The sequence below is a fragment of the Dokdonella immobilis genome (assembly GCF_900115085.1).
Lineage (GTDB): Bacteria > Pseudomonadota > Gammaproteobacteria > Xanthomonadales > Rhodanobacteraceae > Dokdonella > Dokdonella immobilis.
Genome location: NZ_FOVF01000012.1, coordinates 54,879 through 69,974, shown reverse-complemented (window position 1 = coordinate 69,974; position 15,096 = coordinate 54,879). Strand labels below are relative to the sequence as shown.

12 protein-coding genes are annotated in these 15,096 nt (G+C 66.5%); 2 read left to right on the top strand and 10 right to left on the bottom strand.

Going from position 1 to position 15,096, the window contains the following annotated elements; all coding sequences use genetic code 11:
- Positions 1-65: 65 nt before the first annotated feature.
- From icd to BM125_RS10180, 9 genes are all read right to left on the bottom strand, one after another.
- The gene (icd, locus tag BM125_RS10220) at positions 66-1,325 is read right to left on the bottom strand and encodes an NADP-dependent isocitrate dehydrogenase (RefSeq protein ID WP_092407580.1); all 1,260 of its coding nucleotides are present in this window, start codon (positions 1,323-1,325) and stop codon (positions 66-68) included.
- Positions 1,326-1,515: 190 nt separating this feature from the next.
- Complete coding sequence (locus BM125_RS10215; protein WP_092407578.1) at positions 1,516-1,995, bottom strand: hypothetical protein; 480 nt, start codon at positions 1,993-1,995, stop codon at positions 1,516-1,518.
- 20 nt (positions 1,996-2,015) lie between these two features.
- Positions 2,016-2,327, bottom strand: a complete 312-nt coding sequence (locus BM125_RS10210; RefSeq protein WP_092407576.1) for a LysM peptidoglycan-binding domain-containing protein — start codon at positions 2,325-2,327, stop codon at positions 2,016-2,018.
- 116 nt (positions 2,328-2,443) lie between these two features.
- Entirely contained in the window at positions 2,444-3,277 is an 834-nt protein-coding gene (gene queF / locus BM125_RS10205) for an NADPH-dependent 7-cyano-7-deazaguanine reductase QueF (RefSeq protein WP_092407574.1), read from the bottom strand.
- 120 nt (positions 3,278-3,397) lie between these two features.
- On the bottom strand, positions 3,398-6,523 hold the full coding sequence (locus BM125_RS10200; protein WP_092407572.1) for an efflux RND transporter permease subunit: 3,126 nt from the start codon (positions 6,521-6,523) through the stop codon (positions 3,398-3,400).
- Between the two features lie 93 nt (positions 6,524-6,616).
- Positions 6,617-7,783 (bottom strand): efflux RND transporter periplasmic adaptor subunit, encoded by a 1,167-nt coding sequence (locus BM125_RS10195; RefSeq protein ID WP_092407570.1) that lies wholly within the window; start codon positions 7,781-7,783, stop codon positions 6,617-6,619.
- Positions 7,784-7,873: 90 nt separating this feature from the next.
- Positions 7,874-9,343, bottom strand: coding sequence for an efflux transporter outer membrane subunit (locus BM125_RS10190; protein WP_245778880.1), 1,470 nt, complete (start codon positions 9,341-9,343; stop codon positions 7,874-7,876).
- Positions 9,344-9,586: 243 nt separating this feature from the next.
- Positions 9,587-10,576, bottom strand: coding sequence for an aldo/keto reductase (locus BM125_RS10185; RefSeq protein WP_092407567.1), 990 nt, complete (start codon positions 10,574-10,576; stop codon positions 9,587-9,589).
- Positions 10,577-10,674: 98 nt separating this feature from the next.
- Positions 10,675-11,853 (bottom strand): hypothetical protein, encoded by a 1,179-nt coding sequence (locus tag BM125_RS10180; protein WP_175498005.1) that lies wholly within the window; start codon positions 11,851-11,853, stop codon positions 10,675-10,677.
- Between the two features lie 151 nt (positions 11,854-12,004).
- Here BM125_RS10180 and BM125_RS10175 point away from each other — a divergent pair, with 151 nt between their 5' ends.
- Together BM125_RS10175 and BM125_RS10165 are read left to right on the top strand one after the other, a co-directional pair.
- The gene (locus BM125_RS10175) at positions 12,005-13,333 is read left to right on the top strand and encodes an APC family permease (protein WP_175498004.1); all 1,329 of its coding nucleotides are present in this window, start codon (positions 12,005-12,007) and stop codon (positions 13,331-13,333) included.
- Between the two features lie 384 nt (positions 13,334-13,717).
- A complete protein-coding gene (locus BM125_RS10165; protein WP_092407559.1) occupies positions 13,718-14,608 on the top strand; it encodes a hypothetical protein in 891 nt (296 codons plus the stop codon).
- A 36-nt stretch (positions 14,609-14,644) separates the two neighbouring features.
- Here the strand turns inward: BM125_RS10165 and BM125_RS10160 are convergent, their stop codons facing one another.
- On the bottom strand, positions 14,645-15,040 hold the full coding sequence (locus BM125_RS10160; protein ID WP_217647849.1) for an NUDIX hydrolase: 396 nt from the start codon (positions 15,038-15,040) through the stop codon (positions 14,645-14,647).
- Positions 15,041-15,096 lie beyond the last annotated feature (56 nt).

Genomic DNA, 15,096 nt, shown 5'->3' with positions numbered 1-15,096 from the left:
GTCAGCTCTTGCGAATCCCCAATCCCCAATCCCCAATCCCGAATCCCGAATCCCGTCTCTCCCAATCACATCGCCGCGATCAACCGATCGGCGAACTCCGAACATTTCACTTCGGTGGCGCCTTCCATCAGGCGGGCGAAGTCGTAGGTGACCTGCTTCTGGCCGATCGCCTTGTCCATGGCCGCGATGATCGCATCGGCGGCTTCGTGCCAGCCCATGTAGCGCAGCATCATTTCGCCGGAAAGGATCACCGAGCCCGGGTTGACCTTGTCGAGACCGGCGTATTTCGGTGCGGTGCCGTGGGTCGCCTCGAACACGGCGTGGCCGGTCACGTAGTTGATGTTGCCGCCCGGAGCGATGCCGATACCGCCGACCTGGGCGGCCAGGGCGTCGGACAGGTAGTCGCCGTTGAGGTTGAGCGTGGCGACCACGTCGTATTCGGACGGGCGCAGCAGGATCTGCTGCAGGAAGGCGTCGGCGATCGCGTCCTTGACGATGATCTCCTTGCCGGTCTTGGGGTTCTTGAACTTCGACCACGGGCCACCGTCGATCTCGACCGCGCCGAATTCGGTGTGCGCGAGCGCATAGCCCCAGTCACGGAAACCGCCCTCGGTGAACTTCATGATGTTGCCCTTGTGCACCAGGGTCACCGAATCGCGGTCGTTGTCGATCGCGTAGAGGATGGCCGCGCGCACGAGGCGTTCGGTGCCTTCCTTCGAAACCGGCTTGATGCCGAAGCCCGAGCTGTCCGGGAAGCGGATCTTCTTGTAGCGGTCGGGGAAGTGCTCCTTGATCAGGGCGGCGAACTTCCTCGCGTCGTCGGTGCCTTGCTGGAATTCGATGCCGGCGTAGATGTCCTCGGTGTTCTCGCGGTAGATCGTCATGTCGACCTTGCCTGGATCCTTGACCGGCGAGGGCACGCCGTTGAACCAGCGCACCGGGCGCACGCAGGCGTACAGGTCGAGCATCTGGCGCAGGGCGACGTTGAGCGAGCGGATGCCGCCGCCGACCGGCGTGGTCAGCGGGCCCTTGATCGAGACGAGGTAGTCACGGCAGGCGGTGACCGTGTCATCGGGCAGCCAGTTGCCGGTCTCGTTGAAGGCCTTCTCGCCCGCCAGCACTTCCATCCAGTGGATCTTGCGCTTGCCGCCGTAGGTCTTGGCGACCACCGCATCGAACACGCGCACCGAGGCGTTCCAGATGTCGGGCCCGGTGCCGTCACCCTCGATGTACGGGATGACCGGATGGTCCGGAACCGTGAGCTTGCCGTTGGCGATGGTGATTTTCTCGCCACCGGCGGGCGGCGTGAGTTTGGTGTCGGCCATGAAGGTCTCCGCTGGAAGGGTGGATGCGCAGGGGGGCCACCGGCGGGCGGCGGCGTGGCGCGGGTCGCCGCTATTGTCTCCGGAATGCGCCGGCGGTGCCAATGTCGCGTACGGCGCGGCATCCCCAAATGCAACGAGGCGCGGATTGCTCCGCGCCTCGTCGGGGTGCTGCCGGCAGGTGGAGCGCTTGCTACTTGACCTCGAACTCCTGGCTTGCGACCGGATTGCCGTCGATGCTGATGTCGACCTTGTATTTGCCGACCGGCCAGCCGTCCGGCTTGGCGATGTGGAAGGTCGTGGTGGCCGGACCGGTCGGCGCGATCGACTCGTCGCTCTCGTCGACCAGCTGGCCGTCGCCGAACGTCCAGCGGGCGACGATCGCCGCGTTCGGCGCGGCACCGGTGGTCGCGACGGCGGCATAGATCGTGTCGGTCGGTGCGAAGGTGGTCGCCGGTGCAGTGACCTTCTGTTCGGCGTCGACCGCGGTGCCGAGAGTGAGGCCTGCGAAGCTGACCCCTTCCGGGGCCGGCGGGGGTGCCACCTCGGCCGCAACCGGCGGTGGTGCGGGCGCAACGGTCGGGGCCGGAGCCTCTTCCTTCTTGCCGCAGGCCGACAGGGCCAGGGCGATAGCGAACGTGCTGGCGAGCGAAACGCTGTGCATGGCTTTCATGATGGTGAGCCTCCTTGGGGTCAGGACTTGGATGGCGGAATCTTCAGGACCTGGCCGATCTGGATCAGGTCGGGATTGCTGATGCGATCGCGGTTGGCCTCGAAAATCACGCGCCACTGGTTGGCGTTGCCATAGAACTTCTTGGCAATCTTCGACAGGCTGTCGCCCTTGGCCACGGTATAGGTCTGCAGGGTGCTGGCGGCGGGTGCCGCGGTCGAGGCGACGCCGCTGCTGACATTGCCGAAATCGGGTTTCGCCTTGGCCGGCTCGGCGCTTGAGCTGCTGCCGCTCTTGACGTTGGAGAAATCCGGCTTGCCGGGATCGTTGGCCATGGTCGTCGCCTCCAGAGGGAATCAAGCGGCCAAGGTACACCGGACTCGCGTTAATAAATCGTTTTTCGGACGTCCGTTTGCCAACAGTGGTTACGCCGCGTTCACGCGGCTCGCCGCTACTGGCGAAGCAGGCGCGGATTGTCCGCCCGGCGCTGCGGGTCGTTGCTGCGCCACGGATTGATGTCGAGGCCGCCGCGCCGCGTGTAGCGCGCGCTCACGGTCAGGCGGGTCGGCGCGCAGCGCGCGAGCAGGTCGCGGAAGATGCGCTCGACGCATTGTTCGTGGAAGTCGTCATGGTCACGGTAGGAGACCAGATAGCGCAGCAGACCCTCGCGGTCGATCGGTGCGCCGGCATAGGCGATCTGCACACTGGCCCAGTCCGGCTGCCCGGTGACCGGACAGTTCGACTTGAGCAGGTGCGAAACGAGCGTTTCCTCGACCAGCGATTCGCCCGAGCGCACGGCGAGCTCTTGCACCTGCGGCGGGCCATAGCAATCGATGGCGACCGGCAACCCGTCGATGCATTCTCCCGCGAACGCACCCTGCATCGAGGCCAGCGGCTGGTCGACCTCGGCCATGCTCACTCCGATCCTTGCACCAGCGGCCGCCGAAAGATCGTCGGCGATCCGATCCCGGACCGCTGCCGGGTCGGAAAAACGCGTCTGGTTGAGGCTGTTCAGATAGAGCTTGAAGGATTTCGATTCGATCAGGTTCGGCGTCGACGCCGGCACACGGAACTCGGCAATGGCGACGACCGGCTTGCCGCGCGGGTCGAGCCAGGACAGCTCGTAGGCGTTCCAGATGTCGACGCCCTCGAACGGCAGCACGGAGCCAAAGCCGAGTTGCTCGCGCCCATGCGCCCGCGCGATGGGAAACAGCAGGCCCGGATCAAGCTGCCTGCTGCCGGTGACGGCGCGGCCGAGCGGGGAATCGGTGATGCGATGGGTCATGCCGGCATTCCAGGGGGGTTCTGATCCAGGCACTGAACAAAAGCGCTGCGCGCCGGCAGGCGGTGCCTGACCGACTCACTCCCGGGGCGCGGCAACGAGTTCGTCGCCGCGCCGCAGGGTTCAGGCCGGCACACCATCCGCTGCCGGCGGATGCGATTCGCCGTTCTCGAGCTGCTTGGCCGCCTCGCCGTGATGGTCGTCGGCCAGCAACATGTAGAACGCCGGCACCACGAACAGCGTGAACATCGTGCCGATGGTCAGTCCGGTGGTGATGACGAGGCCCATGTTGAAGCGGCCGGCGGCGCCAGCGCCGCTGGCGATCACCAGCGGCATGACGCCGAGCACCATCGCCGCGGTGGTCATCAGGATCGGCCGCAGACGCGTTGCCGCGGCCTGCTCGATCGCCTCGCGCTTGGTCTTGCCGGCACGCTGCAGCTCGTTGGCGAACTCGACGATCAGGATGCCATGCTTGGAGATCAGACCCATCAGGGTGACCAGGCCGACCTGGGTGTAGATGTTGAGCGAGGTCGCCCAGCGCGAGGACAGGGCGCCCATGCCGACGAAACCCGGCAACAGGTTGATGAAGATCATCGCGCCGAACATCGCCATCGGCACCGAGACCAGGATCACGATCGGATCACGCAGGCTGTTGAACTGCGCGGCCAGGGCCAGGTAGACGATGATCACGGCGAACAGCAGGGTCAGGGCGAATCCGCCGGTCTCGTTCATGAACTGCCGTGACTGGCCCGAATAGTCGACCTGGTAGCCGGCCGGGGCGATCTCGCGGATCGTGTTGCGGACGAACTCGATCGCTTCACCCTGGGTCACGCTCGGTACCCCGGAGAAGGTCACCGCATTGAGCTGCTGGAAACGCGTCAGCGACTGCGGCACGACCGAATCGCGGATGCTGGCGACCGTGGAGGCCTGCACCAACGATCCGTCGCCGGTGCGGACGTAATAGTCGAGGACCTGGTCGGGATTCAGGCGATCCTTCTGCAGGACCTGCGGGATCACCCGGTAGGAGCGGCCGGCGATCGAGAAGTAGTTGACGTAGCCGCCGCCGAGGGCGGCGCCGAGCGAGGCGCCGACATCCTGCTGGGTCAGGCCGAGCGCGGTGATCATGTCGCGATCGACCTCGAGCGTGCTCTGCGGCTTGTCGATCTTGAGGTCCATGTCGATGAACCAGAACTTGCCGCTGGACTGCAGCTTGGCCAGCACGTTCTTCGAGACCTCGTAGAGATTCTCGAATGGCTCGGTGGTCGAGAGCACGACCCCGACCGGCTGGCCCTGGGCACCGGGCAGCGAGGGAAACTGGAAGGCGAAGGCGTTGGTCGCGGCCATGCTGCCCCACTTCCCTTGCAGTTCGTTCTGGATCTCGGTAGCGCTGCGCGAGCGTTCGCTCCATGGCACGAGCTTGGCGCCGGTCAGCACCGAGTTCGGCCCGTTCACGCCGCTGATCTGGAAGGTCTGCTTGACCTCGGGAATGGACTTGGTGATCGCCTGCATCTCGGTCATGTAGCTCTTGACCTGGGCCGGCGAGGCATTCGGCGCGCCGGTGGCGATGCCGACGACGAAGCCCTGGTCCTCCTGCGGAGCCAGTTCGGATTGCGAATTCATGAACAGGAAGATCGTGCCGCCAAAGATCATCGCGCCCATGACGACGAGCACGATCCACGTATCGAGGATGCCGTGCAGGCGCCGCTGGTAACCGTTGTGCAGGCGATCGAACTGGCGGTCGATGAAGGCGACGAAGCGGCTGCCCTCGTGGGTGTCGCGCAGGAAGCGCGAACACAACATCGGACTAAGGAACAGCGCGATGATCGCCGATACCGTGACCGCGCCGGCCAGGGTGAAGGCGAACTCGGTGAACAACGCGCCGGTCAGCCCGCCCTGGAATCCGATCGGCACGTAGACTGCGACCAGCACGATGGTCATGGCGATGATCGGCCCGGTCAGTTCGCGCGCAGCGACCAGGGCCGCCTGCAGCGGCGTCTTGCCCTCCTCGGTAATGTGGCGATCGACGTTCTCGACGACGATGATGGCATCGTCGACGACCAGGCCAATGGCCAGGACCAGGGCGAGCAGGGTGATCAGGTTGATGGTGTAGCCGAGCACCAGCATGATGAAGAACGCGCCGATCAGCGACAGCGGCATGGCGATGACCGGGATCATCACCGCGCGAATGCTGCCCATGAACAGGAAGATGACCAGGGTGACGATGACCAGTGCCTCGATCAGGGTCTTGACGACCTCCTCGATCGAGGTCGTGATGAACTGGGTGGCGTCGTAGGCGATGTTCGCGGTCAGGCCGGTCGGCAGCTGCGCCTGGATGTCCGGAAAGGCGTTGCGCACGCGTTCGGCGACATCGAGCACGTTCGCGTCTGGCGCCGTCTTGATGCCGACGAACACGGACTGGTTGCCGTCGAAGGCGACGAACGAGTCGTAGTCCTCGGCGCCGAGGACGACATTGGCGACGTCTTCGAGACGCACGATCGCGCCTTCCTTCGACTTCACCGCGAGCTTGCGGAATTCGTCGACCGAATGCAGGTCGGTGGCGGCGGTCAGGGCGACGGTGACGGCATTGCCCTTGGTCGCGCCGACGGCGGCCAGGTAGTTGTTCGACGAGAGCGCCTGCGAGACATCCGCGGCGGTGACGCCCTGAGCGGCCATGCGCACCGGGTCGAGCCAGGCGCGCAAGGCAAAGCGGCGACCACCGATGACCTGCGCTTCCTGCACGCCATCGATGGCATCGAGCTGCGGCTTGATCACGCGGATCATGTAGTCGGTGATGTTGTTGGTCGGCAGCGTGTCGCTGTAGAAGCCGAGGTACATCGAGGCTGTGGTCTCGCCGACCTGCACCGAGACGACCGGTTGCTGCGCCTGCGGCGGCAACTGGTTGGTCACCGAGCTGATCTGGGTCTGGATCTCGGTCAGGGCGCGATTGGAGTCGTAATTGAGCTTGAGGGTGGCGGTGATCGTCGACACGCCGGTCACGCTCGAGGACGACAGGTAGTCGATGCCCTGGGCCTGCGCGATCGCCGATTCGAGCGGCTGGGTGATGAAGCCGGCCACGGTCTGCGCGTCGGCGCCGTAATAGGCCGTGCTGACCGTGACCACCGCATTCTCGGTCTTCGGAAACTGGCGTACGGTCATGTCGATGACCGAACGCAGGCCTAGGACGAGGATGACCAGGCTGACGACGATCGCCCAGACCGGCTTGTTGATGAAGGAGTCGGTGAATTTCATGAGGTTCCGCTTCGCTGGATTTGGATGGAGCGACCGGGTCGGTCGGGCGGCGCCGACTGGGCGCCGCTGGCCGTCGCCAGGTTCACGACATCGCTACTGTTCCTGGGGCGTCGGGGCCGGGTCATTCGGCGGCTGCTTGCTGTTGTCGATGATCAGCGGCGTACCGTTCTTGATCTTGAGCTGACCGCTGGTGACCACTTCGTCGCCCTCCTGGATGCCACTCAGCACGGCGATCTGGTCGCCACGCTTGAGGCCGGTGGTGACGAACACCGACTGTGCGGTCGGCTTCTCGGGCTTGCCCTGGGCGTCCTTCTTGTCCGAGGGTTTGACCAGGAACACCGTCTCGCCATACGGGTTGAAGGTGATCGCGGTCTGCGGCAGGGTCAGGAACTCCTGCTGCTGGCCAACCTGGATCGCGACGTTGGCGAACATGCCGGGCTTCAGCATCTTGTCCGGGTTCGGCACGCTGGCTTCGACCTGCACGTTGCGCGTCGCCGTGTCGAGCTTTGGACTGATCGCGGTTACTTCGCCGATGAACGGATGCTCGGCAAAGGCGTCCAGGGACAGGATCGCGGTCTGGCCAACCTTTATTTCAGCCAGGCTGTCCTGCGGCACGTTGAGATCGACGAAGACCGGATCGACCTGCTGCAGGGTCATGACGACATCGCCTGAATTCACGTAGCTGCCGGGATTGAGGCTGACGATGCCGATGCGTCCGTCGAACGGCGCGCGCAACTGGCGCTTGTCGATCAGCGCCTGCTGCTGGGCGACGCCGGCCTGGGCGGCCTTGTAGCTGGCTTCGGCACTATCGAAGTCGGCCTGGCTGATGCCCTTGTAGGCAAGCTGCTGGCGGGAGCGCTCGAGATTGGTCTTGAGCAGTACTGCATTGGCTTCGAGCTGACGGCGCTGGGCGATCAGATCATCGGCATTCAGTTCGACCAGCAACTGGCCCTGCTTGACCTCCTCGCCGGACTTCACGCGCACGGCGCTGACCAGGCCGCTGACGTCAAAGGCCAGGTCGGCACCGCGGGCGGCGCGCAAGGAGCCGACACTGGTCCGCTCGGGTTGCCAGAAATCCTTGCCGACCTTCATCGAGGTCACCGTCTGCGGCGGCACATGCGCCTGCAGGGCGGCCTGGCTGGCCATGTACTGGCCGAACAGGTTCCAGGCGATCAACAGGGCCAGGAAGCCGCCGACGAAGATGCCCATGATGATCATGCGCTTGGTGGTGCTCGGTTTGCGTTCGCTGCGCGATTTCATGCGCAATCCTCTTCTTCTTTAGGTCTGGATCGGAACCGGTCCGCGTGTTGCCATCGACCGGCTGTGGATGGATTCTGCGCCGTCCGGCGACTAGCGCGCAGTCTGGGCCTCGGCTGGCGCAGGAGCATCGCCGGCGTCGGCGAAGCCGCCGCCGAGGGCGGCGTACAGGGCCGCCGTGTCGGCCAGGCGCGTGGCCCTCGCGTCGATCACGGCAAGCCGTGTTTGCTGATAGAGCCGGGTCGCGTCGAGCACCTGCAGGTAGGCCACCGAGCCGTCCTCGTATTGGCGGCGGGTCAGGGCGAGGCTGTTCGACGTCGCCTCCTGCGCGGCGCTCTGCGAGGCCAGGCTTTCGGCATCGAGCTCGAGCGCGCGCAGACTGTCGGCGACGTTCTGGAACGCGGTCAGCACGGTCGTGCGGTAGTCCGCCGCGGCCTGGTCGAGCCCGGCTTGGGCCGCGCGTTTCTGCGCGCGCAGGCTGCCGCCACGGAAGATCGGCTGCAGCAGGTTCAAACCGAGGCTCCAGGCTTCGGCGGAACTGCCGAACAGGTCGCCGCGATCAAGCGCCTGCGAGCCGAACGAGGCGGACAGGCCGATGTTCGGGAACAGGTTCGCGGTGGCGACGCCGACGCGCGCGGTCGCCTCGTGCAAGCGTGCTTCGGCCGCGCGGATGTCCGGCCGCTGGCGCACCAGCACCGAAGGCAGGCTGACCGGAACCTCGCCCGGCAGGGTCAGCGCATCGAGATCGAGTGCTTCCAGTTCGGCCTGTGACGGAAAGCGGCCGAGATAGACGGCAAGCTGGGTGCGGCTGCGCTCGAGCGCCTTGCGCAGGGCCGGCAGGCCGGCGCGTGCGGTCGCCACCTGGCTCTGCGCGAGGAGCACGTCGCCTTGTGATTTGGCCCCGGTTGCAAACTGCTTGTCGACCAGATCGTACTGCTGGCGATAGGCCTCGACGATTTCCTCGGTGGCGCGAATCTGCTCGCGCAGCGAGGCTTCGAGAATGCTGGTCGTGACCACGTTCGAAGCGAGGCTCAGGTAGGTGCCTTCGAGCTGGAACTGCTGGTAGTCGGCGAGCGCCCGCTGCGCCTCGACGCCGCGGCGAATGCCACCGAACAGATCGAGCGTGTAGCCGATATCGACCGAGGCGTTGTAGACCGTGTAGGGCGAGGTCGAGAAGCCGCCGCCGGTCGCCACCGGGCTCTTCTGCCGGTTCGCGCCGAGCGCGGCGTCCAGCGACGGAAACAGCTGGCCGCGGGCGACCCCGGCTTCTTCCTGCGCCTTGCGCAAGGCAGCCTGGGCCGACGCCACGGTCGGACTGTTCGCCAGGGCCTCGGTGACACGCCGGTTCAGTTCCTCGCTGCCGAAGCCGGTCCACCATAGCGCGGGAACCTGTTCGCCTTCGAGGAAGCGCTGCGCATCACCGGTCGGGCCGTCCGTCGAGGCGGTCGACGCCGGCAAGGCCGTGGCGCGATAGCCGGCCTCGTCCGCCAGTGTCGGCGCACGGAAATCGGGTCCGGCCGCACACCCGGCGAGGACGAGGGCAAGGCCGACGGAGCAGGCCACGAGGCTTGGCCGGACAGGCGCGCCGCGGGGGCGCGATCGACCATCCGGCTCGCGGAAAGGTTGCACATTCATGGGCAGGGGAGTCCGAAAATACAAAACTTATCGGTTCAATAATAGGTGTTTGGCGGCGAATCACGCAAGCCCCATGGAGACGAACGGGGGCGGCGGAATTCGACACTCTGTCGGTCGATCACATTGTGCACAAGCCCCGGAAGTCACCCCGGGGCGTGGATTCCCCGTCCGTCAGCGGTCGAGCAAGGCCATCATGCCAGCCGGGTAGCGCGTTCCGGCGACCGCGGCGGCCGGGAACGCCGCGTCGATCGCGGCGAGGTCTGCTGCATTCAGGACGATCTCGACAGCCGAAATATTCTGATCGAGATAGCGTCTCCGCTTGGTCCCCGGAATCGGTACGATGTCCTCGCCCTGGGCCAGTACCCAGGCCAGGGCCAGTTGCGCCGGGGTCACCCCTTTCGCTTCGGCCACGGCGCGCACGGCGTCGACGAGGGCCAGGTTGCGGGCGAAGTTTTCGCCCTGGAAGCGCGGCTGCCGGCGCCGGTAGTCGTCCTCGGCGAAATCCTCGAAGGAACGGATTTCTCCGCTCAGGAAGCCGCGACCGAGCGGACTGTAGGCGACCAGGGTGACGCCGAGTTCGCGGCAGGTGTCGAGGACCGCGCCCTCGGGATCGCGCGTCCACAGCGAATACTCGCTTTGCAGGGCGCTGATCGGGTGTACGGCATGTGCGCGCTGCAGGGTCGCCGCGCCGACTTCGGACAGGCCGAGCCAACGTACCTTGCCGGCGGCCACGAGATCGGCCATCGCGCCGACGGTGTCCTCGATGGGGACGCGGGCATCGATACGATGCAGATAGTAGAGGTCGATCGTGTCCACGCCGAGCCGGCGCAGGCTGCCCTCGCAGGCTTCGCGCACGTGCGCCGGCGAGCCATCGATGACGCGCTTGTCGGGATCGGCCGGATCGCGCACGAAGCCGAACTTGGTGGCCAGCAGGACTTCATCGCGGCGCCCCTGGATCGCGCGACCGACCAACGCTTCGTTGATGTAGGGCCCGTACATGTCGGCGGTATCGAGCAGGTTGATGCCGCGGTCGAGCGCGTGCCGGATCGTCGCGATCGATTCGGCATCCTCGCGCGGCCCATAGAATTCGCTCATGCCCATGCAGCCGAGCCCGATCGCGGACACTGCCGGGCCATCGCGGCCGATCTTTCGCATCTTCATGGTCTGGCTCCGTCATTGGTGGCATGCCGCCGCCCGACATCGGGTGGACCCCGGCGCGGAAATGCACTGCCAGGAACTTCGCCGGCAGCCGCAGTCGCTCAGCCGTGCGCGGCGAGAAAATAGATGGTCAGGCTGAAGATGACGATCATCGTCGTCGTTTCAAGCCAGTTGACCGTGCCATCGTCCTGGATCGCCTTCCAGAGGATCAGCATCGACGGGAAGCCGAGCAGCAGCACGCTGACCGTGTCGAGGTCGATCGGCAATACACCACCGCTGGATGTCAGCGGGATGACACCGGCCTGGCCGAACGCGGCAAGCAGGATCAGGGCGAAAGGAAGGACCACGAACGGCACCTGGGTGACCTGGCCCGACGCATTGGCCAGGGCCACGTCGATCATGCCCTTGGCATGCGCGGAGGCCATCACCACCAAGGCACCGGCCGAGGCGAATACGCTGAGCACGAGCGCGCCGACCATCTTCGGATAGCCGGCCCGATCGAGGGCGCTGACGAGGACATCGGCGAACTGGCCGACGGCATGCCCGCCGAATACGCTGGCGACGATGCCGAGCAGGCCGAACGCGACGATCGCCGTGAACGTCGGCGCGTCGCCTTCCTTTGCCGCAGGTTGGGCCGTGGTCGGCCCTGCGGATACCTCGTGCTCACCGCTGAAGCGCTTCACCAGGCGCGCGATCGCGACCACCTGGACGCTGAGCAGGGCGGCACCGAGCACGTAGAGGTCGGTCGCATTGAGGGCATTGCCGTGGTGCACGCCGGCGTCGAAGACATACATCAGCAGCATGATCGCGCCGGTCGCGAAAAAGGCACCGCCGGCGCAGGCATACAGATCGGTGCTGAGCAGGACCAGCGGCTTCGGCATCGCCGCATTGCCGCGCGCGTCGCGCGGCAGCAGCGCACTGTAGATGCCGAAGGCCGCCGCACTGACGTGCACGGTGACGACGGTGACCAGGAATCCGACCCGAGGCGTCGCCGCAAGCACGAAACCGAGCATGACCAGTTCGGGAATGTTGCTGGCCAGTCCGGCCATGGTGCCGGCGACGTAGCGGTTCATGTGCAGGCGCAGGCCGATACCGTCGACGGCCAGGATCATCAGCTCGCAGGCGGCGAACACGACCAGCAATCCACCGAGCCCGAGCAGGCCGGTCGACAGCCAGCCTGGCGTCGTCGAACGTCCGATCAGCATCTCGGCCACGATCAGGGCGCTGCCTGCGAGCCCGGTCGTCTGCCAGACCCAGTGGCCGTTTGCGCCTTTCGACATGCCTGCCTCCTCCCTGACGTCGCCGTTGCGAGCGCGGCGATTGCGCGTTGTGTCCTGCCCGAGTGTGTGGCGGGATGGCGCGGCTGTACAGCCCCGCGCGCCCGAACTGTGGCACGCTTGCGCCCCTCGCCTCCCGTCCGGATTGGCCCGCATGTCATTGACCGCGAATCCCCCGCCCGCCGCGGCGACGCTCGAAGGCGAGGCGGCCCTGGTCCGTGCCGTCGGCGGCGTCTCGCTGGCTGCGGCGATCATCAACATCATCGTCGGCTCGGGCATCTTCCTGCTGCCGGCCCTGCTGTTCACGCGCATGGGCTCGTCGGCGCCGATCGCATTCCTTGCTGGCGCCATGGCGATCGTGCCGATTGCGCTGTGCTTTGCCGCGATCGGCAGTCGTGCCGCCACCACCGGCGGACCCTATACCTATGTCGCCGCGGCTTTCGGCCCGTTTCCGGGTTTCGTCGCCGGCGCGCTGATGTGGATCTGCAATGCGGCGTCGAGCGGCGCCGTCGCTTCCGCGCTGTTCCTGCAGGTCGCGCGCGCCTGGCCGCAGTTCGACGTACCGGCGGCGCGCGCGGCCTTCATGATCGTGCTGTACGCGATCCTGATCGCCTTGAACGCCTTCGGCGTCAGGCTCGGTGCGCGCGCCATAACCGTGCTGGCGACGCTCAAGCTGACTCCGCTGTTCCTGCTCGCCGCCGTCGGCCTGTTCTTCGTCGACTGGAGCCAGATCAGCTGGCTGGCGATTCCCTCGTGGCCGACCCTCGGCGCCTCGATGGTACTGGTCATGTTCGCCTACTCCGGCATGGAAACCGCGCTGATTCCGTCCGGCGAACTGCGCGACGCCTCGCACAGCGTGCCGCGCGCGACGATGGCGGCGATCCTCGTCGTCGTGCTGCTGTACATGGGTATCCAGATCGTCACCCAGGGCATCCTCGGACCGGCACTGGGCACCAGCAAGGTGCCGCTGGCCGAGGCCGCAGGCACGTTGTGGACACCGGGTCTGGTCCTGCTTCTCGTTACCGCCGGGGTTTCGATGGGTGGCTTCATGATGGGCAACCTGCTGGCGTCCTCGCGGCTTCTGTATGCCCTCGGTCGCGACGGCTACCTGCCTTCGGCCTATGGTCGCGTGACCGCGACCTATCGCGTGCCCTTGCTCGCCATCGTCACCCATGGCGTGGTCGGCTTCGGCCTCGCCATGCTCGGCAACTTCGAAGCGCTGGCCCTGGTCTCGGGCGGCGCCAATTGCCTGATCTATCTCGGCGTCAGCCTGGCCACGTGGTTCGCCCAGAAGCGCGACCTGCGCAGCGGCGGAGCCCCGTTTGTGCTGCCCGGCGGAGCCCTGATCCCGGCCCTGTCGACGCTCGCCATGATCGCCATCATCGGCACCCTGAGTCGCGCCGAATGGACCGCGATCGGTGTCGCCCTGGCCATCCTCGTTCTCGTCTATGCGGGGCTGCGCCACTGGCGCCTGCGTCCCTGAGCGATTCGGCGGCAGCGCCGCACCCGCCCGCCTGGCTGATTGCGCCACTGGCCCAGCCAAGGGTCACCGGACCGAAGCGCGCCGACGTGGCTTCGAGTACCGGAGCGGAATCGCGTTCCAGAACAGCGGCGCCGGGCGCGTCACCATCCAGCCATCGACAACCGTGCTGTTCGGAAATTCGAGGAGTTCGCGCCGAGCGGGTCGCGCCGCCCGGCTCGCCGTGAGGGATGTTCACGGCCCGGTCGATCTCGGCGCCTTCGAACTCGCGTTCGACGACACGATCTTCGCCGACGGCTTCGAATAGGAAGCGCTGTGACTTGGGGCACTCGTCGAGTGGCGGGCGCGGGTGGAACATGTCCCGTCCCCAGAACCGAGGAACGAGCAATGCATGTGATCGCAGTGGCCGCGCTGGCGGTATGGATGCTCGCCGGCGCCACGCCCGCTCCGGCGCAAACGACCGCGCTGGCGAGGCAACGCGCCGACGAACTGCTTGCTGCCGACAAGGCCCTCGGTTCGGCCAGTGCGAAGACCGATGGGCTGGCTGGATTGACCGCCGCCTTCGCCGAGGAGGTGAGCGTGCCGGTGCCGGGGAAGGGCTTCGCGCGCGGCAAGACCGAAGTCATCGCTGCATTGCGGGCCAATCCGGCGCTCGATTCGGCCCGCATCGACTGGGCGCCGGTTCGCGCCGGCATCTCGGCCGATGGCAGCCAGGGTTTCACCTATGGATTCATGACCCAGCGCCTGGCCGATGGCTCGACCCAGCCCTACAAGTACCTCGCCTACTGGCGACGCGACACCGAGGGCTGGCACGCGATCGCCTGGAAGCGCGCCCGGCGCGCGGACGGCAAGGTTGATCTCGCCGAGCAGGCGCCGCTGCTGCCCGGCGCGTTCGCGCCGGAGGCGCCCGCGCCCGCGCTCGACCTCGCCGAGAAGGCCTTCTCCGATGACGCGCAGACGATCGGGCTCGGGCCGGCCTTCGCCAAATTCGGCAACGCCGATTCGATGAATCTCGGCGGGGCCGCGAATGCCGGCTTCGTCTTCGGCGCCGAAGCAATCGCGAGGCTGGTCAGCGAAGGACAGCCGGCCGGCGGCAGCACGCTGAACTGGTCAGCCGATCGCGTGGTCGTCGCGGCCAGCGGCGATCTCGGCCTCAGCATCGGTCATATCCGTTTCAACGAACGCGCCGAGGATGGCAGCGAGCGCCCGGCGATCCCGTTCTTCACGGTCTGGCGCCGGGCCGCGCCGGACCAGCCATGGCGCTACATCGCCGAATAGGCTGCGCTGCTGGCCGGGTTTCGGCGTGCGCCTCGACTAGTCGAGGCGATCGCGGGCATACAGGTGGTCGAGCACGAGGCGCCCGGCTGCCGAGCAGCGCTCGCGATCGGCGTATTCGAGCCAGAGCACTTCCTCGATCTCCGCCGCCGGCGCGATTACGCCTTCGAACGCAGCCTCGTAGCAGGTCAGCTTGACCATTACGCCGGACGGCTTCCCATCTGCCTGGGCGCGGAACTCTCCGGCCGCAACGAGCGTGGTCGGATCGAGTGCGATCGAGAGCTCCTCGCGAATCTCACGTACGAGCGCCTCGGCATCGCTTTCGCCGGGCTCGCGCTTGCCGCCGGGCAGATAGCAGACCGGATTGCCGCGCGATCGTGCGCCGAGCAATTTGCGCTCGCGGATATGGATCCAGGCCAACTTGTCGATTTCCACGAACGACCAATCCTCGATGCGACGTTGGGCAGCGGCACGCGCCGATCGGCAAGCGC